This is a genomic window from Tsukamurella spumae (assembly GCF_012396015.1).
In the GTDB taxonomy this organism is placed as follows: Bacteria; Actinomycetota; Actinomycetes; order Mycobacteriales; family Mycobacteriaceae; genus Tsukamurella; species Tsukamurella spumae.
On record NZ_JAAXOQ010000018.1, the window covers coordinates 19,092 to 41,242 of the forward strand.

At 69.6% G+C, this 22,151-nt stretch carries 23 protein-coding genes; 16 read left to right on the top strand and 7 right to left on the bottom strand.

What is annotated here, in order from left to right; genetic code table 11:
* The first annotated feature begins 22 nt into the window (after window positions 1–22).
* The 4 genes from HF999_RS13895 to HF999_RS23015 all read left to right on the top strand — a co-directional run bounded on the left by HF999_RS13895 (window position 23) and on the right by HF999_RS23015 (window position 8,252).
* The gene (locus HF999_RS13895) at window positions 23–574 is read left to right on the top strand and encodes a hypothetical protein (RefSeq protein WP_168546453.1); all 552 of its coding nucleotides are present in this window, start codon (window positions 23–25) and stop codon (window positions 572–574) included.
* A 4-nt stretch (window positions 575–578) separates the two neighbouring features.
* Window positions 579–887 (top strand): hypothetical protein, encoded by a 309-nt coding sequence (locus tag HF999_RS13900; protein WP_168546454.1) that lies wholly within the window; start codon window positions 579–581, stop codon window positions 885–887.
* A gap of 808 nt (window positions 888–1,695) precedes the next feature.
* Window positions 1,696–2,286: a hypothetical protein gene (locus HF999_RS13905; RefSeq protein WP_168546455.1), complete on the top strand. Its 591-nt coding sequence runs from the start codon at window positions 1,696–1,698 to the stop codon at window positions 2,284–2,286.
* Between the two features lie 74 nt (window positions 2,287–2,360).
* On the top strand, window positions 2,361–8,252 hold the full coding sequence (locus tag HF999_RS23015) for a helicase-like domain-containing protein (protein ID WP_168546456.1): 5,892 nt from the start codon (window positions 2,361–2,363) through the stop codon (window positions 8,250–8,252).
* A gap of 55 nt (window positions 8,253–8,307) precedes the next feature.
* Here HF999_RS23015 and HF999_RS13915 read toward each other — a convergent pair whose 3' ends face one another.
* Window positions 8,308–8,541, bottom strand: a complete 234-nt coding sequence (locus HF999_RS13915; RefSeq protein WP_210733810.1) for a MerR family transcriptional regulator — start codon at window positions 8,539–8,541, stop codon at window positions 8,308–8,310.
* A 100-nt stretch (window positions 8,542–8,641) separates the two neighbouring features.
* On the opposite strand from HF999_RS13915, the gene HF999_RS13920 reads away from it, so the two are divergent.
* The 9 genes from HF999_RS13920 to HF999_RS13960 all read left to right on the top strand — a co-directional run bounded on the left by HF999_RS13920 (window position 8,642) and on the right by HF999_RS13960 (window position 12,600).
* A complete protein-coding gene (locus HF999_RS13920; RefSeq protein WP_168546457.1) occupies window positions 8,642–9,385 on the top strand; it encodes a DUF2786 domain-containing protein in 744 nt (247 codons plus the stop codon).
* Between the two features lie 66 nt (window positions 9,386–9,451).
* Window positions 9,452–9,709, top strand: coding sequence for a hypothetical protein (locus HF999_RS13925; RefSeq protein WP_168546458.1), 258 nt, complete (start codon window positions 9,452–9,454; stop codon window positions 9,707–9,709).
* An 8-nt stretch (window positions 9,710–9,717) separates the two neighbouring features.
* Window positions 9,718–10,020 (top strand): hypothetical protein, encoded by a 303-nt coding sequence (locus tag HF999_RS13930; RefSeq protein ID WP_168546459.1) that lies wholly within the window; start codon window positions 9,718–9,720, stop codon window positions 10,018–10,020.
* A 112-nt stretch (window positions 10,021–10,132) separates the two neighbouring features.
* Window positions 10,133–10,555: a hypothetical protein gene (locus HF999_RS13935; RefSeq protein WP_168546460.1), complete on the top strand. Its 423-nt coding sequence runs from the start codon at window positions 10,133–10,135 to the stop codon at window positions 10,553–10,555.
* Entirely contained in the window at window positions 10,552–10,779 is a 228-nt protein-coding gene (locus HF999_RS13940) for a zinc finger domain-containing protein (RefSeq protein ID WP_168546461.1), read from the top strand. Before HF999_RS13935 ends, HF999_RS13940 begins: the two co-directional genes overlap by 4 nt.
* 128 nt (window positions 10,780–10,907) lie before the next feature.
* Window positions 10,908–11,195 (top strand): hypothetical protein, encoded by a 288-nt coding sequence (locus HF999_RS13945; protein ID WP_168546462.1) that lies wholly within the window; start codon window positions 10,908–10,910, stop codon window positions 11,193–11,195.
* 96 nt (window positions 11,196–11,291) lie between these two features.
* Window positions 11,292–11,570, top strand: a complete 279-nt coding sequence (locus HF999_RS13950) for a hypothetical protein (protein ID WP_168546463.1) — start codon at window positions 11,292–11,294, stop codon at window positions 11,568–11,570.
* Window positions 11,567–12,220 (top strand): DUF6349 family protein, encoded by a 654-nt coding sequence (locus HF999_RS13955; protein WP_168546464.1) that lies wholly within the window; start codon window positions 11,567–11,569, stop codon window positions 12,218–12,220. The genes HF999_RS13950 and HF999_RS13955 overlap by 4 nt, the downstream gene beginning before the upstream one ends.
* Window positions 12,217–12,600, top strand: a complete 384-nt coding sequence (locus tag HF999_RS13960) for a hypothetical protein (RefSeq protein WP_168546465.1) — start codon at window positions 12,217–12,219, stop codon at window positions 12,598–12,600. Before HF999_RS13955 ends, HF999_RS13960 begins: the two co-directional genes overlap by 4 nt.
* A gap of 167 nt (window positions 12,601–12,767) precedes the next feature.
* On the opposite strand, the gene HF999_RS13965 is transcribed toward HF999_RS13960, so the two are convergent.
* The 5 genes from HF999_RS13965 to HF999_RS13985 form a co-directional block, all read right to left on the bottom strand.
* Window positions 12,768–14,072 carry a pentapeptide repeat-containing protein gene (locus HF999_RS13965; protein ID WP_168546466.1) on the bottom strand — a complete coding sequence of 435 codons (1,305 nt, stop codon included), beginning with the start codon at window positions 14,070–14,072 and terminating at the stop codon, window positions 12,768–12,770.
* On the bottom strand, window positions 14,072–14,467 hold the full coding sequence (locus HF999_RS13970) for a hypothetical protein (RefSeq protein WP_168546429.1): 396 nt from the start codon (window positions 14,465–14,467) through the stop codon (window positions 14,072–14,074). The genes HF999_RS13965 and HF999_RS13970 overlap by 1 nt, the downstream gene beginning before the upstream one ends.
* Before the next feature lie 86 nt (window positions 14,468–14,553).
* Window positions 14,554–15,327 (bottom strand): hypothetical protein, encoded by a 774-nt coding sequence (locus HF999_RS13975; protein ID WP_168546467.1) that lies wholly within the window; start codon window positions 15,325–15,327, stop codon window positions 14,554–14,556.
* Between the two features lie 174 nt (window positions 15,328–15,501).
* Window positions 15,502–15,813, bottom strand: a complete 312-nt coding sequence (locus tag HF999_RS13980) for a hypothetical protein (RefSeq protein ID WP_168546468.1) — start codon at window positions 15,811–15,813, stop codon at window positions 15,502–15,504.
* On the bottom strand, window positions 15,810–17,354 hold the full coding sequence (locus HF999_RS13985; RefSeq protein WP_168546469.1) for a hypothetical protein: 1,545 nt from the start codon (window positions 17,352–17,354) through the stop codon (window positions 15,810–15,812). Before HF999_RS13985 ends, HF999_RS13980 begins: the two co-directional genes overlap by 4 nt.
* A gap of 597 nt (window positions 17,355–17,951) precedes the next feature.
* On the opposite strand from HF999_RS13985, the gene HF999_RS13990 reads away from it, so the two are divergent.
* Genes HF999_RS13990 through HF999_RS14000 form a run of 3 tightly spaced genes read left to right on the top strand, consistent with a single transcriptional unit; the run spans window position 17,952 to window position 20,985 of the window.
* Entirely contained in the window at window positions 17,952–18,368 is a 417-nt protein-coding gene (locus HF999_RS13990) for a MobC family plasmid mobilization relaxosome protein (RefSeq protein ID WP_168546470.1), read from the top strand.
* Window positions 18,365–20,107 (top strand): relaxase/mobilization nuclease domain-containing protein, encoded by a 1,743-nt coding sequence (locus tag HF999_RS13995; protein WP_168546471.1) that lies wholly within the window; start codon window positions 18,365–18,367, stop codon window positions 20,105–20,107. The genes HF999_RS13990 and HF999_RS13995 overlap by 4 nt, the downstream gene beginning before the upstream one ends.
* Window positions 20,104–20,985 carry a CPBP family intramembrane glutamic endopeptidase gene (locus HF999_RS14000; protein ID WP_168546472.1) on the top strand — a complete coding sequence of 294 codons (882 nt, stop codon included), beginning with the start codon at window positions 20,104–20,106 and terminating at the stop codon, window positions 20,983–20,985. Before HF999_RS13995 ends, HF999_RS14000 begins: the two co-directional genes overlap by 4 nt.
* On the opposite strand, the gene HF999_RS14005 is transcribed toward HF999_RS14000, so the two are convergent.
* On the bottom strand, window positions 20,923–22,134 hold the full coding sequence (locus tag HF999_RS14005) for a hypothetical protein (protein ID WP_168546473.1): 1,212 nt from the start codon (window positions 22,132–22,134) through the stop codon (window positions 20,923–20,925). The genes HF999_RS14000 and HF999_RS14005 overlap by 63 nt on opposite strands.
* Window positions 22,135–22,151: the final 17 nt, after the last annotated feature.

Here is a 22,151-nt window from a genome sequence, read left to right on the forward strand (position 1 = left end):
CCGGCACCGGAAGGATGATCCCGTGAGTGACTACACCGGCCCGCCCCCGCCCGACCGCGAGGGCCTGGTGCAATGGCTCCAGGCTCGCGGCCTGTCGTTCGAGGCAGCCGACCGGATCGCCCCGTACGCCGAGATCCTCCGCGCGCACCCGGACCTCACCGCCAGGGTGCGCGCCGTGATGGATTCCCCGGTCTCGGAGAGCCCGCAGCCTGGCACCAGCACGCTTGTCGACGTCGACGCCGAACTCAAACTCATCGCGCGCGATCGGCGGTTCCAGCCCGTCTACCGTGCCGCTGCGTGGGAGGTCGGCCGCGCCTATTCAGCACGGGCCGCCTGGTGGACGGTCGCGTTCGGCGTCCTGGCGATCGTCACCGGGATGCTCACCGCCGCCGGCGGAGGCCTGCCTGCGGGCCTGTCGCCGGCGATCGGTATCTGCGCTGCGGTCGCCGCGTGCGTGCTGGTGACCATCTTCGTGTTCACCTTCATCCGCCCGTTCACCGCGCCCGATGCCTACCTCCATCTCCCGTCCGCCGCCGCGGCGCTCACCGCGACCTGGACCGATCGGAAGGCCTGACACCATGCCCACCACCAATTGGCTGATGTTCTCCGCCGCGCTCGCGATGCTGGTCGCCGCGATCTACGTCCAGCGGCGCACACGGCCGCCGAGGCAGCTCGTGCCGCGATGGATCGCGCTGCTCCCGCTGGCAACGGTCGGCCTTGCCATCGTGGCGATCATCGTCGGCACATCGGTGTACGAAACCATCGCCTGCGGCTTTCTGGCGCTGTGCGGCATCGTTTCGGCGGTCATCGTGTTCCGCTCGGCCGCGCTCGAGGCGTCGATCGTGAAGAAGATGCGCGCGCGCGACGAGGCCGAACGCGCCACGTAGAGGACACCATTCGGCGTGCTATAGCGGCGGCACCGGTGGGCGTGTAATGCTGCCAAGGTCAACTGAACACCGACCAAGGACAGCGCAAACTCCATGGACGACACGAAAGCCCCCTCGGGGGGCTCCTTTAAGGCACCCGAAAACTCCAGCGATGCAAGGGAGGTGATCGCCAGCACGACCAGAGACGAGTGGCTCGACCGGCATACCCGCGCGGCCGCGCAGACCTTCGGCACATCGCCCTCGCAGCCGCTCAGCCCGTACCTGGACTGGGTGACCGAGATGTGGCCTGGCACGCAAGAGCCCGCGGCGACCTGGATCGCCGCGGCGGCCGCGGCCCGCCCGGCAGGAGAGGCACTGCCCGACTCGCCGATGCAGCCGAGCGCAGTGCAGATCATGGCCACGGGCATCGGCGCCGCGCAGCCCTACCTCACCCGGTTCCCCGCGCCCGGCGACGACTTCGACGAGGACGCCCAGCAGGTGTGGTCGATGCGCTGCGAGGCGGAGATCGACGTCGAGGAGTTCAGCTCCGCTCTCTACGCCCGCGGCTGGGAGGTGGACTTCTCCGAGACCTACGAGTCGGAGTCCGACGACGACGCCGAGGTCCTCGTCGAGTTCTACACCACCCTGTCGATCGAGCAGCTCCGCGAGGTCCTCGCGGACGTCCCTGACAGCGAACTGATGGCCGAGACGTTGCGGCCGGTCACGCTCGACGAGAACCCCCTGACCCGCGTACCCGTACCCGACCAGATCAACGACCAGGAGCCGAGGCAAGATCATGTTGTTAGCGATGCCGATCAGAGAGCCAGTGATGAGCGAGATCACGAACGCGGTACAGCGCCGGTGGGCGGGGGAGCTGACCTCGGAGGAGATCGCGGCCGAGGCCGCGCGCCTGGAGAAGGAAGCGATCCGGCAGGAGCAGGCGATCGCCGCGGAGATGCTGCGCCGCTGGGAGCAGGAGAACCCGGGCCGGCCGCAGGACCCGGCGCCGGTGACGCAGTTCGAGCAGCAGGCGCGGCCGCTGGCGATCGAGATGATGCTGGCGCAGGTCTGGGAGGGGTACCGGGATCCGGACGACGGCCCGGACCAGGAGACCGAGCTGCGGGAGCTGAAGACGAACGAGCAGATTCGCCGCGCGACCCCGGCGATGTCGCGGTGGCTGACCGACCGGGCGAGCGAGCCGAGCCGGCCGACCGAGCAGCTGGTGGCGGAGATCTGGCCGACGCAACCGGCGGCGATGATCGTGGCGCTGGAGCTGCTGGTGCAGGCGCGGGTGGAGGACGAACTGCCGGTGCCGACGGCGCCGGCCGATCCTCTCGCCGACCAACTGCTGGAGCTGACGCGGCAGGGCCTGCGCGAGCGGGACGAGCGAATCGCCGCCGCTCTCGACGAGAACGAGTAGTCGAAGAACAGCTCGAAGCCGGGCAGGAACTGCTCTTCGACCTGGAGGACTTCCGCGAACCGGTCGACCCGGCCGTGATCGACCCCGGCGGCACTCCGCTACCGCCGTCGTCGAAGAAGACCGCCGCGCAGGACGTGCACCGTCGCGTCGACCAGTCCGAGATGGGCGTGCCCCTGTCGAAGTGGTCGACCACCCGCGTGGAGCCCGCGATGCGCCCCGATGGGTCGATCACCTACGTGGCGGCCGACTATAGCGCCCCCGAGAACGAGCCCACCGACCCGGCACCCGCGGCCCAGGTCGAGGCTGAGGCGGCACCCGAGGAGCCGCGGATCGTCGTCGAGCCCGTCGACTACGTGCCCACCGGCGCGGTCACGGTGCCGTCCGGGCAGCGGGCGAGGGTGGAGGCCAACCTGGCGGCCCTGCGCGTGGTCCAGCGCTGCGAGGCGGAGGAGCGCTACGCCACCGCCGAGGAGCAGGACGTGCTCGCCGCATGGAGCGGCTGGGGCGCGATGCCGGGCATGTTCGCCGAGGACAACGAGTTCTTCGCTCGCGAACGCGCTGTTCTGCGCGAGCTGGTCGACGACCGCGCCTACCGGGCCGCCCGGGCGTCGACGCTCAACGCGCACTACACCGACCCGTCGATCGCCCGGCACATGTGGTCCGCGATGCTCGAGGCGGGATTCACGGACGGCCGCGTCCTCGAGCCCGGCTGCGGCAGTGGCAACTTCCTCGGCTTCGCACCGAAGGCCGCGGTCACCGTCGGCGTCGAGCTGGATCCGACGACCGCGCAGATCGCGCACCTGCTGCGCCCGTCCGCGCAGATCCGCGCCGAGGGCTTCGAGGTCACCCGCCTGCCCGACGGCGCGTTCACGCTCGCGATCGGCAACGTCCCGTTCGGTGATTTCACCGTCACCGACCCGATCCACAATTCGGCGCGGCACCAGATCCATAACTACTTCATCAACAAGTCGATCGCCCTGACCGCCGAAGGTGGCTACGTCGCGCTGCTCACCTCCAAGGGCACGATGGACGCGGCCGGCCCCAAAGCGCGCGCCGCCCGGGAGGCCATGCACGCCCAGGCGGACCTCATCGGCGCCGTGAGGCTCCCGACCGGAGCGTTCCGGCGGGTCGCCGGCACCGACGTGGTCACCGATGCCCTGATCTTCCGCCGCCGCGAGGCCGGCGCCGAGATTCCCGCGGCACCGGCGTGGCTCGACTCCACGTTGCTCGAGGTGGAGAACGACGAGGGCCGCACCGTCGAGTTGCCGGTCAACCGGTACTTCCAGGAGCACCCGGAGAACGTGATCGGCGAGCTGACCGCCGCTCACGGCCTCTACCGGAACGACGAGCTGGTGGTGCGATCGCCGCACGGACCGGAGCAGACTGCCGCGACGCTCGGCTCACGCCTGCGCGCGATGGTCGAGGAGGCCAAGGACCGTGGTCTCGGCCTGACCGCCACGGCCGAATCCGTGCGGGCGAACGAGGTCTCCACGAGCGCGGGCCTGTCCACTTCGCAGGAACTGCACCGCGACGTCGGCGACGTGCCGATCGGGCGGGTGTGGTTCAACGAGGCGCTCGGCGTGTTCGAGCGCCGCGGTCTGGCCGGCGCCGAGCCGCTCAAGGTACCCAAGAGCCGGATCGCCGAGACCCGGCAGCTGGTGCAGATGCGCGAGCTGGCCGAGAAGGCGATCACTACCCAGCGCGACGGCGCGTCGACCGTGGCCGAGAAGGAGCAGGTACGCCGCGACCTGAACGCCCTCTACGACCGCTACGTCAAGGACTACGGCGCGATCAACCGGTTCAAGCTCCAGGGCGGCCGCGAGCGCACCGACAGCGAGCAGCAGGAGCGCTACGCCAAGTTCGAGGCTGAGTGGCGCGAGCGCAACGCGGACGAGCAGGGCTGGAGCTACGCGGGTGAGTTGCCCGAGAAGGTGGCTGACGAGCTGCTGGAGCGGTCGTGGGAGGCGACGCCCAAGTCGGCCCGCCAGACTCACCTCGAATGCCTGCGCGGCGATCCGTCGATCGCCGCTCTCCTCGCGTTGGAGCATTTCGAGGCCGACGAGGACGCCGGCACCGTGAAGGTCTCCAAGGCAGCGATCTTCACCCGCGACGTCGTCGCGCCGCCGTTGAAGGCAACCCGCGCCGACAGCCCGGACCAGGCCCTGACGATCGCCCTGGAGGAGAACCCGAACCGGATCGACCTCGATCGCATCGCGCAGCTCCGCGGGCTCGACGGCCCCGCGCAGGCCCGCGAGGATCTCGGCGACCTGGTCTACACCGACATCGACAACCCCGATGAGCTGGTCCTTGCGACCCGACTCCTCTCGGGCGACATGCGCGCCAAGGCCGACCGCGGCCGCGCCCAGCTCGAGGCGGACCCGACCAACGAGGACCTGGCCCGCTCCGTCGCGGCGGTGCAGGCTGCCGTGCCCGAGACGATCCCGGCGGCCCGCATCAAGGTCAAGATCGGCGCTCCCTGGGTCAGCCCGGCCGACTACCAGCAGTTCACCTCCGAAGTCTTCGGCGCACCGTCGAACATCGAGTACGTCGGCGGAGCCTGGTCGGTGCAGTGCATGGGGTCGCGGGACACCCCGAAGATGCGCACCGAGTTCGGCGCCGACAACGCCGACCGGCGTAAGGCCCTCTCCGCGGTCGACCTGTTCGAGCTGCTGCTCAACCAGAAGTCGATCAAGGTCGAGAACACCGCCAAGGACATGAAGGACCACGGGCTGCCCGCGGTCGACATGGAGGCGACCACGCTCGCCCAGGTCCAGGCCGGCAAGATCCAGGACGAGTTCCGACGATGGATCTGGGAGGACCCCGATCGCAAGGAACGGCTCGTCACCGAGTGGAACCGGCGACTGAACACCCTGGTCCCAACCACCTACGACGGCGCCCACCTCACGCTCGACGGCGTCAGCGAGGCCTTCACGCCGCACCCGTACCAGCGGGACGCGGTCGCGCGCATCGTCTCCGAACCGAGCGTGCTGCTCGATCACGTCGTCGGCGCCGGCAAGACCGGCAGCATGTTCATGGGCGCGATGGAGCTGCGGCGCCGCGGCCTGGTTCGCCAGCCGTGGATCGTCGTTCCCACCCACTTGATCGAGCAGATGGGCCGCGAGGCCAAGCAGTGGTATCCCGCGGCGAACATCCTGGTCGGCTACAAGGGCATGAACGACGAGGCCCGCAAGCTGTTCGTCGCACAGTCCGCGGCGTCCGACTGGGACTTCGTCATCATCCCGTCATCGGTGTTCGAGAAGATTTCGGTGCACCCGGACAGGCGCCGCGACTACATCCAGAACCAGCTCGACGAGCTCGGGAGGGCGGAGCCGAGCACCACGGCGGGCATCAAGCGGCTGGAGAAGGCCCGCAACACCCTCAAGGCGAAGCTCGAGACGGCCCTGAGCGATGCCAAGAAGACCAAGGCGATCGTCCACTTCGAGGAGTCGGGCTGCGACTACCTGCTGGTCGATGAGGCGCACGGCTACAAGAACCTGTCCCGGCAGTGCTCGCTGGACGAGCTGGCACTGGAGAAGGGCTCAGCGAAGGCCGACGATCTCGCCCTCAAGCTGGAGCTGTTGCGCGATCGTCAGCAGGATCAGGCCCGCGCCGAAGGCAGGCACCTCGAGCCCGGCACCGAGCGCGTGGCGACCTTCGCCACCGGCACCCCGATCGCCAACTCCATGAGCGAGATGTGGGTGATGCAGCGGTACCTGCGCCCGGACCTGCTGGCCCAGGCGGGCGTGCTCGAACTGAGCGCCTGGGCGGCGACCTTCACCCGCACCGAGCCGATGATCCTGCCGAACATCAGCGGCACCAAGTTGCAGGTCGTCGAGAAGATCGCGAAGTTCAACAACCCCGACCAGCTGGTGCAGATGGCCAGCATCTTCGCCGACGTCGTCACCCGCGATCAGGTGCCCGTGCGGCTACCGAAGATCAAGGGCGGTAAACGGCAGGTCATCACCACCGTCCCCGGCATCGACGTCAAGGACTTCATCGCGGACTTCAACTACCGCATCGAGCACCTCGACCCACGCCGCGCCGACATCGACAACCAGCTCAAGGTCCTCAGCGACGGCCGCAACGTCGCCCTGGACCCGCGGCTGGCGAACCTCGACCCCGACCCGGGCAACACCCGCGCGGACGCGGTCGCCGCGCAGATCGCCCGGATCTACCACGAGAACAAGGACCGGCAGTACCGCGAAAGCAACGACCCCGACGCGCCGATCGCCCCCATCACGGGTGCGGCGCAGATCGTGTTCTGCGACCGAGGAACCCCGAAGAAGGGCGCCTGGAGCGTCTACGAGGGCCTCCGCGACGCTGCCGTCGCGCTCGGCGTGCCCCGCGAGAAGATCGCCTTCATCCACGAAGCGATCAAGCCCTCGCAGCGGCTCAAGATGCAGGCCGACGTGCGCGCCGGCCGCATCGCGGTCCTGATCGGGAGCACCGAGAAGATGGGCACCGGCCTGAACGTGCAGGACCGCCTCATCGCCGAGCACCACATGGACGTTCCGTGGCGACCGGCGGACCTCGAACAGCGAGAAGGCCGCCTGATCCGGCAGGGCAACCAGAACGACGAGGTCGAGATCCTCAACTACGTCACAGAGGGCACAACCGACACGGTGATGTGGAGCAAGATCGAGACCAAGGCCGGCTACATCGCGCAGATGAAGCGCGGCGGGACCGGGCTCGACGAGATCGAGGACGTCGGCGAGATCACTCTCGCCGAGGAGGCCGCCGCCGCGAAGGCGATCGCCTCCGGTGACCCGCGGTTCCTGCGGGCCGCCGAGCTGGAGAACGAGGCTAAGAAGCTCGAAGCCCTCGCCAGCGCGCACGCAGACTCCCGCTCGCACGCACGGTGGGTGGTCAAGGCCAACAGCGCGGCGATCCCGCGGCTCCAGACACGGCTCGACCAGCTTCGGCCGATCGTCGCGAGCATCCCGCAGTGGGTCGAGGACGGCAAGCCCATGACCGTGCTCGTCGGCAAGGACCGCAAGGCCTTCACCGAGCGCAAGGACCGCGGCCGCGCCTTCCTCGAGGTCTGCCGCGCGGCGTACATGCAGATGAAGACCCCCGAAGCGCGGGTGCCCGTCGCCGCCTTCCCCTCGGGGGTGTGGGTCGAGGCCCGCCGCCGGTTCTCCGAGAGCTCGCTCGTGCTCGAGTTCCGGATGCCGCCAGACAACGCCTCCGCCGACACCGAGATCGCGGTCGGGATCAGCTCGCTGTGGCCGTCCGCGGCCGGTCCGAACAAGGACGCCGACGCCAAGGCGGCATCGGAAGGCCAAGCCGCCAACGGACTGCTGACGCGACTGGAGAACGTCTACGAGAAGATCGAGGAGAAGCCCTACAGCATCCAGCGCGACCTCGATGAACGGGCCGCCGAGATCGCGATCCAGGAGCCCCGGATGGACGTCCCGTTCGAGCACCAGGACGCGCTCAACGCCGCCCGGATCGAGCTGACCCAGATCCGGCTCGACATGGACGCGGCGAAGAACACCCCCGAGGCGATCGCCGCGGAAGTCGCCGCCCAGGAACGGCTACGCGCCGCGGGCCGCGAGCCCGGGTGGAGCCTGCACCTGAACCCGACCGAGGCCCTGGTGCAGGAGGCGGGCGTGCTCAACAAGCACGAGTACATCCAGAACCAGCTCGCCACGATGCGTGCGGCCGCCCGCGAATACGCGCTCACCGCACCCGCCGCCACCGCGGTGATCGACGAGAACCCGGAGCAGTCGCCGTTCGCGCCGATCGTCGGCCGCACCGTCGACCTGTCCGCGCCCGACGCGCGCGAGCAGCTCGACGAGGTGGCACGCGACCTCGCCGAACAGCAGGCACAGCGCGCGTTGCCCGGCTGGATCAAGCAGGCCGGCGCGCCGGCGAACGGACGCACGAGCAAGCCCGGCTCCACACCGCAGGCACGTAAGGCCGGCGGCAGCGGCATCGACGGCCCGGACGGGCTCGAACGCTGACGTAGCTCGGCACCACCAGGAGGGGGGCGGTACCCGCACGACGGGGCCGCCCCTCCTACGTGTTCAGGTCCGTGCGCGCACCGCGGCCGCGGCGAACCCACTTGTCCTTGATCGTCTCCGGATACCACAGCGGCATAGGCGGTTCCGACTCCGTCTCGAAGTCCTGCGGCGGCAGCAGCCGCTTGCGGTAGTAGCTCTTGATCGTGTCCTTCGTCAGCCCGCTGTAGTCGGCCACGGACGCCATCGTCCACAGCTTCGGAGGCGGCGACTCCTTTGCTTCGTTCGTCATGCCCAGAACTATACACCCGATCGGTTGACATAAACCCGATCGGGTGTATAGTTGGTGGCGTACCCCGACAGCGCAAACACACCAAGGGAGAAACATGCTCATGAGCGGAGACACCAAGCGCGAGAACATGACCGCGATGATCGGTAAGCTGCTGCGACAGGCCGACTCGGTCCCCGGCACCAAGGAGGCCGAGGCCTTCGAGGCCAAGGCCTTCGCGCTGCTCGCCGAGTACGGCATCGCCGAATCCGAGGCCCGCGGCACGAAGGATGAGCAGGCAGGATCCAACGTCGTCGAAGCCCTCACGTTCCAGCTCAAGGGCAAGTACCTGCGCCAGCAGATCGACCTCCTCTGCCACATCGGGTCCGCGCTGCACTGCGAGAACGTGATCTGGCCGGCAGATGGCAAGGTCGTGCTCTACGGCGTCCGCGTGCACACCAGCCGAGTACGCATCCTCTTCGCCATGCTCGCCCCCCGAATGATCGCGCAGGCCGGCCGCGAGACCGCCCCGTGGTGGTCCGACGTCTCCACCAGGGCGTACCGGATCTCCTGGATGAGCGGCTACATCTACAGCATCAAGAACAGGCTGGCTGAGGCCGAGAAGCGCGCCGCCGACGAGCGAGACGCTCAGACCTCCAGCGCGAGCCAGGCCCTCGTCCTGGTCTCCGACAAGGACCGCGCGCAGAAGGCAATGGAGAAGGCGAACCCGCGACTCAAGAAGGACCGCTACCGCCCGGCGCTCGCCGAAGACGCTCTGCGCAAGGGCATTCAGGCAGGTCTCGAAGCCGACCTCGACGATCAGAACAAGCTCGGTGGTGCTCGACGCGGAATCGCCGCGCGAGCATAGAAATCCGCTGGACCAATACACCCGATCGGGTCGCGCAGACACCCGATCGGGTGTATTGTTATGGGTATGAGCAACGGACGAAAGATCAACGCCCCCAACACGGTCGAGCTGCACATCGCCACCATCGTCGAGGACTCGCACTTCGTGCACCAGGTGCGTACCACCCTCGCCGACCTGGAAGCCGCGGTGCGGGCCTACTTCACTAACCACGAATTCTTCCCCGGCCTCGATCCGCAGGCGCTCAGCTTCGACGAGCTGATCGACACCGTGCGAGACCGCGAACCCTGCGACGTCTTCTACTCCACCGAGGAGGTGGCGTTGTGATCCCGGGTATGCGGTTCACGCTCGACGGGTTCGTCGGAACCTATGAGGCCGTGCGCTTCGACAGGCCATGGAATGGATGGGCGGCGCCGGTCGTGACTGGCGGCGAGTTGTCCCGGATGGTCGCCGCTGAGGCCGGTGACGAGGTCACGATGAGCGTGCACTTCCTCGCGCCGGAGGATGGAAGCGCCGCAATTCTTACGGACGGCGGCGCAGACCGCGAGACGGTCCAGACCCTCCTCGAGCCCGACGTTGAGGGCAATTACCCGCTCCGCGCGCTCGGCTGGGTATTCGACAGGGTCGACGACCGCTGACGATCACAACACGCACGATCAATACACCCGATCGGGTTTACAAATGGCCCGATCGGGTGTATTGTTGAAAAGGTAAGCAGGGCAGCGCAAACCAGCATCAACGGAGGATGTCATGACCACCACCATCGAACCGATCAAGGACGGCCGCGAGCAGTTCTTGGCGGATGTCTTCACCGCCGCCATCGAGGGCGGGATCAACTACTGGGCCGAGGTCAACACGTACCGGTGGCAGTACTGTGGCGACGACGAGGGGGTCCCGGGTCGCAGTCTGAGCTATCGCCGGGACTTCTACGCCGTCGTGCGCGATCACGATCAGGAGACAGCGGAGCGCGCCGGCGACCTCAGAATCGACGCGGAGGTGATCCAGCGCGGAGCGGAGCTGCTCGCCGAGCAGTGGAAGGACGCCGACGAGAAGAGCTACGCCCACCGGTTCGTGATCGCCAACAGGACCAATGGGGAGGACGGCGACTACGACGCGGGTATCGCCGATCAGGTGGTCCAGACGGGCCTGTTCGGATCGGTGGTGTACGGATGAGCGCCGCGCGCGGCGCAGTGGACCCGAGCGCGCTCTATGTGCGGATCGCGTGCCCGTCGCCACTGTGTCGCGCAGGGGTGGGGGAGCCCTGCCATCCGGATCGACCCAATCTCTGGCACGTCCTGCGAATCGACGCGTGGAACCGCAGCGATCTGGCGCGTCAGCTGACCCGCGAGTACCTGCCTGATGAGGCGGTGCTCATCGACGACGGATGGACGCTCTAAGGAGTAATGCTGCACTGCTTGAGCGCCACCGCCGCTGCGCGGAAACGGACCGGGCCGCAATGGAAGTGCATGAATCGAATACACCCGATCGGGTTGCGAATGCACCCGATCGGGTGTATTGTTTAGGTATGACGAACGGAACCGCCGCCATCTTCGACATTCGGCCCGCCGATACCGAGTTGCGCGTCCGCAGGGATGCCGATCCTGCCAACAACGCCGCGGTGCGACGCATCATCGCCGCCGCCGGGCCGGCGCTCGAGCTGGCCTTCGACTTCCCCTACGAGGGCAGCGCCGACACGCGGCTGCTCATCCCCGCCGAGGCGGACGAGGCCGCCGTCACGGCCCTCTACGCCGCCCTTGCGGCCCGCGGGGCGATCGCAGGTGACCTGGTCGCTGGGCAGGCGACACTCTTCTAGCCAATACACCCGATCGGGTTTACATTGGACCCGATCGGGTGTATTGTTGGAAAGGTAAGCAGGACAGCGCAAACCAGCACCATCGGAGGGCATGACATGAGCACGATGACCATCGAGATCGGCGAGCAGACCCACACCATCGACCTGGGTGAGGCGAACGGCCAGGGTGAGTTCCTGACAGGCGACCTCGCGGCGGGATACGGCCACATCTGGTTCCAGCTCGACGGGCAGCCCGTCGGAGCCCTCTGCGTCACCCGCGTGGGCGGCAAGATCCGCGCGACCCTCGGGCACGTCGACGAGGTGACCGGCGAGCAGTGGATTTCCACCGCCACCGTCGAGGCCCGCGCGCTCGACGAGGCGGGAGCGATCGGATGAACGTCGAGCAGCTCGACATGTTCGCGATGCTCGCTCACGACGAGTACGAGGCGAAGGTTCGCACGGACGGCATACCGAAGCTCTACGTCGGCGCGGACCGCGGGCTGCACCACCGGCGCGCGGAGAAGGCGGCGTGGTTGGAACAGTGGTCCGAGCCCGTCGGCCGCGGGTACGGCCTGGTCCACAAGGGCTGGACCCCCGACTACACGTTCGTCAACCTCGACATCGAGGTCGAGACCTGCCAGGCGATCGTCGCCCACGCCGATCTTCGGTGCTCGATCCTCGATCACGCCGGGCGTCCCTGCTACTGCGTCGGCGCGCTGGTCCACCGCGGCTTCTGCCTCGCCTGCGAATGGGAGGCCGATGTCGACCGGGGCAGCGACACCGAGGCGGCGCTGGACGCGCTCGATCACGCGCACCCGGGATGGCGCGAGTCGCCCGTGGTGGACGAGCCGAAGCGGGATGCGAACACCAATCGCGCGACGAAGGCGTGGAAGACGCGCGTGCACGAGGTCTACGGTGAGCGGCCCCGGGGCTGGCCGATCATCACCCGCCGGTCCGGTGTCGGGCATCGCGCGGTGGCGAACCGCTCACCGTGGGGCGGCTACGACGTCTCCTCCGTCTCGCTGGGTGAGGAGGCCGAGCAATGACCGCGCCGCACACCGCAGTGCCGGCGGATCGCGGCCCGGTCGACGAGCTGGAGCTGTTCGCGCGGTGCGTGCTGCCCGGCTGCCAGAATCCGGTCACCGGACAGGGCGAGCCGTGCAGCTCATGCCGGGAGGCCTTCGGCGAGCTGCTCGCGCACCGGCCGGGAGGCGAGCCGCTCAGCGCCGCCGCGCAGCGAGCGCGCGACAGCGCGGCACGGGCGGCGTACCGGGTGAGCCAGGCGACGGCCGAGGCACCCCGGCCTCGTGGCCCGGCTGAGGCCGAGCGCAAGCGCAACCAGACCTGCTGGTTGTGCACGGAGCGCCGCACGTGCACATCAGTCGCGGGCCGGTGGGAGTGCGACACCTGCCGCGCGATCCGCTGATCGGCGTGCGGCGACGTTCACAGGAGCGGGTGCAGAGTCATGCCGGCACCGTAGCTTTTGGGAAACGTACGCAAGCTTTAGCCGATCGCAACAGGCTATGCAGGATCGCATACGAGAGGAGGGCGGGAACCAACCTGGTTCCCGCCCCCCCTGTTGTGTGGCCGGGGTTATCGCTCGAAGTGCGAGGCGGTGGCGATCGGCCCGCGGGTGGCCGCGGTGGAGCTGGCGGGCCGTGTCGACGATGCTGCCACGGTCCTGGTGCCGCTGGCGGCCCGTGCGGGGAAGCTGCGGGCGATCGCCTCGTGGCCACGGGCGAGGCCGTGGTTGTTGGAGGGGAGCGGCGGCGGCGGGGTGTCGTGCGCGATCGCCACGGTGCCGACGGTCTGGCCGTCGCGGTCCTTCACCGTGGCGTCGAGGCTGTCGCGGTCGCGGCTGGTGATCTCGGTGTGCACGTCCGGGCCGAGACGGCGGTGCGCCGCTGCGAGCGCGTGCTCGAGGTCCGTGCCGGGCACCTCGAACTCGATGGCCGGCGGATCGTTCGGCGAGCGGCCGGCGTCGTCGATCGTCACGGTCATGTGCGCGGCCGGGTCGGCGGGCGCGGGGCCGTGCGGATCCGCTCGCAGGTGCACCCCGGGCGCGGCGAGTACGACGTTGAGCGCCCGATCGGTGGACAGGTCGACGTCGATATCGAAGGAGCTGTAGTCGAAGCGGGCGTCGTCGATGTCCGCGGCGGCGAGGTTCACTCCGCGGAAGTCGTTGCTGACGAACTCGGCCGCCCCGAAGTCGACCCGATCGAGGCGCACGTTGTGCCAGCGGGTGTTCTCCCACGGCACATGCGGCTCGTTGCGGTCGGCGAGGATCGGCGAGGAGAAGTGCTGGGGCGTGAACTTGGTCGAGGTGAGGAAGCTGTTCTTGATGACGGCGTTCGACAGGTCGCAGCGGTCGATGTAGGCCTGGTTGGTGCGTAGGCCGTCGATCATGGTGTCGCTGAGGTCGACCTCGGCCCACCGTCCCATGAGCTGGACGGGCGGGGAGCCCTCGATGCGGTCGCGCCAGTTGGTCCCGTCGATGAAGACGTCGCGCAGCACTGCGCCCGAGAGGTTCACCTTGTGCAGGCACTCGATCTCGGAGGACTCGATGCGGGCGGACCGCATATCGGTATCGACAAGGTCGACGATGTGGCAGTCGATGAAGTCGGTGCCGTCGAGGTAGGCGTTGCTCAGCCGGAGCCCGGTGCAGTTGATGAACCGGGCGCCGGTGAGCGGGTGACCGGGGATACCGGCGTAGGTCTTCGGGTCGAAGTAGACGTTCTGGAAAGTCGCGCCGCGGAGATTTCTGTCGAGGAACCACTCGAGTGGGAATGGGTCGGTCGCGCTGTTGGGCCAGTCCTCGGTGGTGAAGGTGCTGCCGTCGGCGAAGGTGACGAGCGGCTGGCGGCGCTGCCCGGCGCGCGCGAGGTTGGCGTTGAACATCAGGCCTCCTGCGAGCTGTGGTGATCGGCGGTGATGCCGGCGGGCGACGGCGTGGCCGTGGGGCGCGCGGGTGCGGGTTTCTTCGCCGCCATCGACTTCTTCGCTGCGGGTGCCTTCTTGGCCGGTGCCTTCTTGGGCGCCGTCCCCGCGGGGACGGGGAGCCCGGCGGCGCGGAGCTGCGCGTGGTCGACGCCGAAGCCGCCGGCGGCGGCGACGAGCCGGGCGTACTCGGCCTCGGTCTCGGCGAGCTTGGCGTGCAGCTCTTCGGTCTGGTTGGCGGTGTGGGCGAGCTGCTCGAAGGTGCGGCGCCGCTCGTCGATGTCGCCGAGGAGTGCGTTGGCGATCTGCTGCGGGTCGCGGTGGGTGATGGTCGGGTTGTCGATCGTGTCGGTCATGGCTTGCGCTGTCCTTCTTCGTTGAGGGGGGGAACTGGGACTGTGTCGTGCGCGGGATGCCGCCCGCGCCCGGGCTGGGGTGTGGTTCAGCCGTCCATGGGCTCACCCCCAGTTCGGCTCGCTGCTGCGGCGGTGCTGAGGATCGCGCGCAGCTCGGCGGCGGGCACGGTGTCGGCGGTGGCTGTGGCCGCGTACACCTGCTCGCCGACGGTGCGGATCAGGTCGCGGTGGGCGGTGACGATCGCGGCGGCAGCGGCGGCGGCGCGCTCGAAGATCCCTTCGGCGCTCTCGGCGGGGATGGTCCGGTAGCGGTGGAGCATGGCGGCGATCGAGTGGCTCTGGTCGTAGTCGCTGATGCTGCCGAACGGGTCCCGGCCGTGGAGGTCGTCGTAGGCGCGGCCGGCGAGGAGGATCACCATCCGGTCGAACCAGTTGTCGGGGGATGCCATCCCTGGGGTGTCCAGGTTCAGGGCCTTAGTGGTCTCGACCGATCCGCCGAGCGACGATCCTGGGAGCGGGTAGTTCCGGCGGACGGTGACCTTGCTGACCTCGACCCCGCGGGCTGCGCACGCGACGACGTGAGCCGCTTCGTGCTCAGCGAGCGTGCGGCGCAGCTCGTCTGGAATCGCGGAGGTGCTCGCCGCGCCGGCGATGTGCGCGGGGCCTGCTGTCGGCAGGGCGACGGTGCTGTAGCTGGTCGGCAGGAGGACCGCCCTGACTACGCGGACGACGAGCCAGACCGAAGCGAGGAAGAAGACCCCGGTGGTGAAGCTTTGCGGCGTCTGTGTCATCGCTCGGAGCAGAGTCCACGTCGTGGCGCCGAGTCCGTTGAACCACAGCACGTAGGCGAGCAGTGCCACGCAGACGTTGACGACGACTCTGATCGTGAGCCAGTGAGGTGGCCGTAGTCGGCGCCGCAGGCTGTGGATGGAGCTGTTTGGTGAGTTCACGTTGTGCGCTGTCCTCGGTTGGAGGTGAGTAGTGGTGGTGGTCGGTGCGGGCGGATGCCGCCGCGTCGCGCCGAAGGGCATGGGTCAGGCGTTACGGGGGAGAGGCGGAGGGTTGGGGGTCGGAGGGAAGTTGGGGGAGGTCGGGTCGAGCGCGAAAAGGCTGGCGGCGACGACGAGCAGGATGATGCCGGCGGCGAGGAGTGTGCGCTTGAAGCGGCGCATGGCGAGCTGGTTGCGGTCGGCGGCGGCGGCCCGTCCCGGAGTGCCGGGAGCGAGCGCGCGGTACGCGGCCGAGGCGGAGTAGGCGCGCCAGCCGGTGGCCGCGATCGCGGCGACGGCACCGATGAGGAGGACCGCGGCGAGGATGACCAGGACGGTGGTGAGCGCTCCGTTCATGAGGTGGCACTGTTGGTGAACGATGGCTCCGTGAGCGACTCGCTGCGCTCCTCACCCACGGTCTGATGTCCGGTGGTTGCGACCGGAGGAGCGGGTGCGGGGAGGGCGGGGAGTGTCTCGGCTAGCTCGGGCAGCACGCGGAGGTCGGACCAGGCGACGGGTGCGGTCGTGATGAGCTTCATGCACCGCTCGATGTCGCGGACGATGTTCGCGCGCTCGATCGCCGGGGTCGACGGGTGTGCGATCCGTTCGACGAGTTTGGAGAGCCGGTCGAGCGCGGCGCGTTCGGTGGCCGTGCAGTCGTCGACACCGAGGGCTTCGGCGGCGTCGTTCGCGGCGTGCCAGGTCTGCCAGGCGCGCTCGGCGAGCGCGGCCGCGGCGTCGATCTGGTGCTGTGGTGCGTCGGGGCTGAGTTCGTCGAGGGCGTCGCCGAGGGCGGTCATGGCGTCTTGGTAGGCGCGGGTCTCGGGCATCGCGCGCACGCGCAGCATCGGCTTGGTGAGGATGAACGCTTCGCGGTCGAGGGTGTACGCGCCCCACTCCTGCTGGAGGTGCGCGTAGGCCTCGTGCACCTCGGCCGCGGTCGCCTTGCGCTGTGCGCGCGCTCCGTCGCTTCCGCTCGACACAGGCGTCGGTGCGTGCGCGGCTTCGGGTACAGGTTCGGGGGTGAGTGCTTCGTTCGCGCGGCGTTCCGCGAGGTGCCGTTTGAGTTCGTTGTCCTTGACGCGGTCGGCGTATTGGTGCTCGATGGATCTGCGGATCGCCTCGATCCAGACGAGGTCGTTGCGGGCCTCCTCGATGGCGGCAGTCTTGTTGCTGCGTCCCGCGAGCCATGCGGCGACGGCCGTGACGAGGAACAGGCCGCCGATGATCGACCAGAGCACGGCAGAAGCGTTGAAAAATACGAGGGAGACCAGCGCCACGCCTGAGCAGGCGGCGGCACCCATGAACTTCATCTCCGACGCCTGGAAGCGGGTGCGGCTATCGCGCGGACGGATCTGGGCGTCGTAGAGGGCGGTGAAGGCTCGGTCGCCGGCGAACCGCGCCCATCCATCGTCGGCTCGCTGCTCGGGGGCGAGCGCATGTTGACGGTCGATCAGCTTCTCTGCCCGTGTCTGCAATGCCGCATCCAGCGCCGTGTCCGGATCTCGGAGCCGGGTGGCGTACTCCGCGCGGCGGGCGCGATCTGCGCGGAGTACGGCGTCGACCGATGAGTCGAAGCTGGGCGCGGTGATCTGGATCGAGTTGGGCAGGCCGTGGCGCTTGTCGGGCCGACCCCGCCGAGGTCCGGCTGGCGGCTCGGCGGCACGCTCACGCTGTTGCTCGTGCGCGCCGAGGACGTGAGCGCGGCGCGCTGCGTACGTTGGATCGTTGGCTGCGATGGCGTCATAGACGATCGCCGCCGGCATCAACCCGAGGAGGCCTACTACGTGCTCCGGCTGAAGTAGCCCTGGGTTGCGGCGAAGCCAGTCGGAGGCCGTCTGAAGGTCGTACCGGACGGGGATCGAGCTGGTGTCGTCGGCTCGGTTGGTGGGGGTCATATGCGCTGTCCTCAAGTCGTTCGGCGCCTCGATGTGCGCTGTCCGGAGACCTCGGATGGTCACTACTCACCCGGCCGGCCTCGTCCTGATCGTATCAGTGACAACAGACTATTTCGCAGTGTCTTCCCGACACGGATGTGCACATCCACGTCGCGCGGCGCGCCCGCCACGGGCGACCCGCCGGCGGACGGCACCGAGCCGCCGAATCGGCCCGGCACCCCACCCCGGTAAATGCCTGCACGACGCGACCCGCAGCGCGCCGCAGGCCGCCTGCGCGACGGCGAACCGACGTTCCTTCTGCGCACCGACGTCCGGCCCGATCGACCGCCGCCCCGCCCGGCGCCGAAGCCGGGCCGACCGGAAGGCCGCGCGGAGCGCGGGAGCCCGCGCAGCGGGCTGGACGAGCGGAGCTCGCCACGGCTCGCGCTCTGCTTTTCGTCGCTGCGCGACGTGCCCCAGGCGGAGCAAGCTATGGTTTAGGTGCCCTAAACCTGGACTTCGGTACCGCTGCGCGGTACCTTCGTGGCAACACTGGCGTGTTGGTCCCCACTGAGGTGGGGTCGCTGCGCTGGGCCGAGTCGAAGGGCGGAGGTCGCCATGGAAGGCGAAGTGTCGAAGGCATCGGTGTTCCGCCGGCGCCGCAAGAACGCGCCGGACGGACCCCGTGAGGACCGGATCGTCTTGAAGACGACCCCGGAGGAGAACCGCGCTCTGCGTGCCCGTGCGGCGCAGCTAGGCAAGTCGGTGCAGTGGATGCTCATGAACGCGGTGAACGCGCCGCAGGCGATGGCCGCGGCGGTGCCGCTGGAGGAGCGCCGACAGGCGTTCGCCGAGCTGACTGCGCACAAGAACTACCTCGCGGCGATGAGCAACAACATCAACCAGATCGCCGTCCACGCGAACGCCGAGCAGTTCGTGCCGCCGAACCTGGAGCCTGCGCTGGCGGCGATCGTGGCGATGCAGCGCCGGCTCGATGAGGCCTTCGACCGCAGCTACGGGCGGCTCGGCGGATGATGCCCAACATCGTGTCGGGCGCCAAGATGCACGGCGTCACGGCGTACCTGTTCGGTCCCGGCCGCGCGAACGAGCACACCAGCCCGCACCTGCTCGCGGCGTCGTCGCCGCTCGTCTTCCAGGCCGGCGGCGCCGGCGCGGTGCGCGATGAGTCCGTGGCGGCCGAGCTGTCGGATGCGGTCGACGAGGCGCGCATCGCGTTCGGCACGGAGGTGGTGCGGCGGGTCAAGGGCGCGAAGGAGGCGCAGGACCGCGAAGGGTGGCCGGCGAGGCAGGCCACTGCGCTCGCCGAGCGGCACGAGCACGTGTGGCACTGCTCGCTCGCGCTGGCCCCCGATGAGGGGCAGATCGACGAGGAGAAGTGGGCGAAGATCGCCACGGAGTTCATGCGGCGGATGGGCTTCTCCGGGAACGAGGGCGTCGCCGATGCCCGCTGGTACGCGGTGCACCACGGCGCGACCAAGGAGGGCGGCGACCACATTCACATCGTCGCGTCGCGTGTGCGCGAGGACGGCACCGTCGTGCCGAAGTGGATGCCCTACCCGGGCGCGAAGAAGGACCTCGGCGACTTCACCCGCGCGCAGCGGATCTCCTACGACCTCGAGCGCGAGTTCGGGCTGCGGATCACCGAGGGTCGCGCGGCCGGCCTGACCGCCCGCGGCGAGAACAAGGCGGAGGCAGCACGCGCCACGGCGTCGGGCGCGGTGCTCACCGAGCGCGAGGAGCTGACCCGCCGCGTGCGGGCGGCCGCGGTCTCGTCGACCAACGAGGCCGAGTTCGTGGCCGCGGTGCGCCGCACCGGCGTGCGCATCCGCCCCCGCTACGCCAAGGGCGGCACGAGCGAGGTCGTCGGCTACTCGGTGGCACTGCACTCGTCGACGAAGAACCTCGGCGGACTCCAGCTCGGACAGTCGGCCAAGCTCGCCGGGGACAAAGCGATCTGGCACGCCGGCGGCCGGCTCGCCCGGGATCTGACGCTGACCCAGTTGCGGAACGGGTGGGGATCGACACCCGACACCCAGCGCGAGGCGCTGGCGGCGTGGCGGTCGCCGCGCACGAGCGCCCCGAAGATCACGACCAACGCGGCCGCGCTGCTGGACATGCAGCGCACCCTCAAGGGCTTCTCCGATCACGTCGCACAGCTCGCGCCCGACGATCACCTCGGTTGGTACGAGGCCTCGCGGACCGCGGCGGGGATGCTCTCGCAGCTCTCGCTCCGCGCGGGCGGCGATCACCAGATCGCGGCCGCGGCCCGCGCGCTCAATGCGTGCTCGGGAGCGGTCGTGCCGAAGGCGATCGACCCGACCGCCATGAAACGCCGCGGCTCGTGGGCGCAAGCGACGCTCCTGATGGGCATGGCCTTGCAGACCGGCAACACCACGCTGATGTACGCGCTGGTGATGAAGCAGCTCTCCGACGCCTGCCGCGCGATCGCCGACGCGCGCGCCGCCGGCGTCGACGCCGCCCGCGCACGCGAACTGCGCGTGACCGCGGAGACGACGCTCGCGCGGTACCAGCACGCCGCGAGCGCGCTCGGCGGCGAGCAGACCATCCAGACGCGGCTGCGCGGCGAGGTCGCGGCGCCGGGTGCGGTGAAGGGCACGAAGACGATCGCCAGGACCGGCACCGAGCGGACCACGCCGACCGCGCAGCCGCAGCGGCCACACCGCAAGCCGACGACGGCGAAGGACATGTGGAACATGCCGCACCGTCGACCCGACGGCGGACGGGACCGGTGAGCGCACCGACGCTCACCGGGATGCGCACGCACGCCCTCGGTGTCGTTGCGCTCGCCGGCGCCGCGCTCGCGCTGATGTGGTTCCTCGGCGTCGAGGTTCAGGCGGCACATGACTACCTCACCGGGAACATCGGCTACAGGCCGCCCGACCCGGACGCACCGCCGGACTGGGACACCTTCAAGCAGCACGTGGTCGCGGGCTTCGGTGCGCTCGCCGTGTTGCCGTTCACCCGGCGCGTGGCGGAGCTGCCCGCCGCGGTGCCGCGTCCCGCGTGGCGGTTCGTGCGCGCCACACCGTTCGCGCTGGCCATCATGAGCGCCGTCGCGGTGAGCACCGCCGTCCTGGTCGACCTCACGACCGACCCAGCAGACCCGACGGCGGTGACCGGCACCCTGCACGGGGAGCGCGCCGTCGCATACGTGGCGCGGATCGCCACCGCCGGCCTCGCCGAGGAACCGATCTTCGTCCTGCTGCCGTTCCTTGCGCTGACCTTCTTCGCGCGGACCGGCGACGCGGCACCAGCGCCCCGTGAGCGTGGACCGGCGCCGCTGTGGCCGGCCGGGTTCCCGGCGACCCGGGCGGTCCTGATACTGGCGCTGGGTTCCGGGGTGCTCCGCGGAGTTTTCCACGTCTACCAGGGCCTGCCCTACGCGGCGGCGGCCGTCCTGTGGGGCGGCACGATGGTGGTCGTCTACGCGCGGTGGCGCTCGATCACGGCGCTCATCGTCGCGCACGGCATCTTCAACGTCGCGTGGGTCTACCTGCTGCCCGCGCTGGGGATCGGCGGGTGGGCCGGCGTGGCCACGATGATCGGCCTACCCGGCGCTCTCTGGCTCGCGGTCCTCGCTGCCGGGCAGCGGCGCGATCGCGCCGCCTAGTTCGGCCGGTCGCGCCGGTGCGCTGACTTCGGCGCGCAGCGCGCGCATCGCACGCTCGCGGGAGGCGCTCGAGCAGATGAGCGGCCCGACGCCACAGACCACCACGGCGAGCGGCGGCCCCCCGATCAGGAGAGCGAGCGCCACGATGAACGCGCCGCCGGCCGCGGCGTGCCCCTGATCGCTCAGCGCTGTGGCGATGGCCACCGAGCCGTTGTCGAGGTTCATGACGCTGTGCGCGGTCGCCGCGCCCAGGGTGACCGCTGCGACCGCGGGGACGGTCCAGGCCTGGGTGAGCCGCAGCACGAGGTAGCACCCGAGGAGCGTGAGCCCGGACCACGCGAGAGTCCAGGCGATCACCGACAGGAACGACCACCAGGGCGCCTCCACCGTGTAGTAGAAGTGCATGACCGCGCGCAGCAGCGCACCCACCACAGCGAACTGGGCGGCGCTGCGCGCGCGAGGCGCGCGGCCGAGCACCAGGAGCGCTATGCCAGTGAACGCGATCTCCTCCTCGAACCCCGAGACGAGGTCGATCCCGACGGTGAGCGGCAGGTCGGAGATCCCGCTCGCGGTCGCCCGCACGCAGCTCGTCCACGCACCCGGGATCGCATCCGCGGCCGCCTCGATGAAGTAGCTGGCGAAGCGCGCAGTCTGGTAGGCGAACATCGCACCGCCGACGAGCAGAACGCCGCGACGCAGCCGCCGGCGCACCGTCGACGTCGCTCGATCACCGGATGTTCCGGCACCGCCGTAGAGCGCGGTCGCGGCCGCGCCGAAGAGCAGCGAGGCGAGGAGCACGGTCAGCCCGCGGTCGACGAGCTCGCCGCGGGTACTGAACGCCCCCATCGTCGAGCACGCCGGGTCCAAGATGACCAGCCGCACCATGGCGACGAACGACGGCGCGCCGACCGCCACGAGCGCGGCGACGTACAGGAGCAGCCCCCGCGCCGGGCCGCCACGGGCCAGCAGCCCCGCGACCGCGGCCACCGCGAGCAGCGCCAGTGCGAGTGCACCCGTGACGTACGGCAGCCCGCGGGGCGGCACCGTGCTCAACGAGTACCCGCCGCGGGCCGCGACCGCGATCGCGGCCGCCGCGACCCACCAGGTCCATCGTCGCGATGCCGCGCCCGTTCCGAGATATGACTTCACCAGGATTCCTCCTCCGC

Coding starts and splice junctions, on each gene's coding strand:
- HF999_RS13900 (WP_168546454.1), top strand. CDS start 579: ATGCCCACCACCAATTGGCTGATGTTCTCCGCCGCGCTCGCGATGCTG.
- HF999_RS13905 (WP_168546455.1), top strand. CDS start 1,696: ATGAGCGAGATCACGAACGCGGTACAGCGCCGGTGGGCGGGGGAGCTG.
- HF999_RS13915 (WP_210733810.1), bottom strand. CDS start 8,541: ATGACGAACGAAGCAAAGGAGTCGCCGCCTCCGAAGCTGTGGACGATG.
- HF999_RS13920 (WP_168546457.1), top strand. CDS start 8,642: ATGAGCGGAGACACCAAGCGCGAGAACATGACCGCGATGATCGGTAAG.
- HF999_RS13925 (WP_168546458.1), top strand. CDS start 9,452: ATGAGCAACGGACGAAAGATCAACGCCCCCAACACGGTCGAGCTGCAC.
- HF999_RS13930 (WP_168546459.1), top strand. CDS start 9,718: ATGCGGTTCACGCTCGACGGGTTCGTCGGAACCTATGAGGCCGTGCGC.
- HF999_RS13935 (WP_168546460.1), top strand. CDS start 10,133: ATGACCACCACCATCGAACCGATCAAGGACGGCCGCGAGCAGTTCTTG.
- HF999_RS13940 (WP_168546461.1), top strand. CDS start 10,552: ATGAGCGCCGCGCGCGGCGCAGTGGACCCGAGCGCGCTCTATGTGCGG.
- HF999_RS13945 (WP_168546462.1), top strand. CDS start 10,908: ATGACGAACGGAACCGCCGCCATCTTCGACATTCGGCCCGCCGATACC.
- HF999_RS13950 (WP_168546463.1), top strand. CDS start 11,292: ATGAGCACGATGACCATCGAGATCGGCGAGCAGACCCACACCATCGAC.
- HF999_RS13955 (WP_168546464.1), top strand. CDS start 11,567: ATGAACGTCGAGCAGCTCGACATGTTCGCGATGCTCGCTCACGACGAG.
- HF999_RS13960 (WP_168546465.1), top strand. CDS start 12,217: ATGACCGCGCCGCACACCGCAGTGCCGGCGGATCGCGGCCCGGTCGAC.
- HF999_RS13965 (WP_168546466.1), bottom strand. CDS start 14,072: ATGTTCAACGCCAACCTCGCGCGCGCCGGGCAGCGCCGCCAGCCGCTC.
- HF999_RS13970 (WP_168546429.1), bottom strand. CDS start 14,467: ATGACCGACACGATCGACAACCCGACCATCACCCACCGCGACCCGCAG.
- HF999_RS13980 (WP_168546468.1), bottom strand. CDS start 15,813: ATGAACGGAGCGCTCACCACCGTCCTGGTCATCCTCGCCGCGGTCCTC.
- HF999_RS13985 (WP_168546469.1), bottom strand. CDS start 17,354: ATGACCCCCACCAACCGAGCCGACGACACCAGCTCGATCCCCGTCCGG.
- HF999_RS13990 (WP_168546470.1), top strand. CDS start 17,952: ATGGAAGGCGAAGTGTCGAAGGCATCGGTGTTCCGCCGGCGCCGCAAG.
- HF999_RS13995 (WP_168546471.1), top strand. CDS start 18,365: ATGATGCCCAACATCGTGTCGGGCGCCAAGATGCACGGCGTCACGGCG.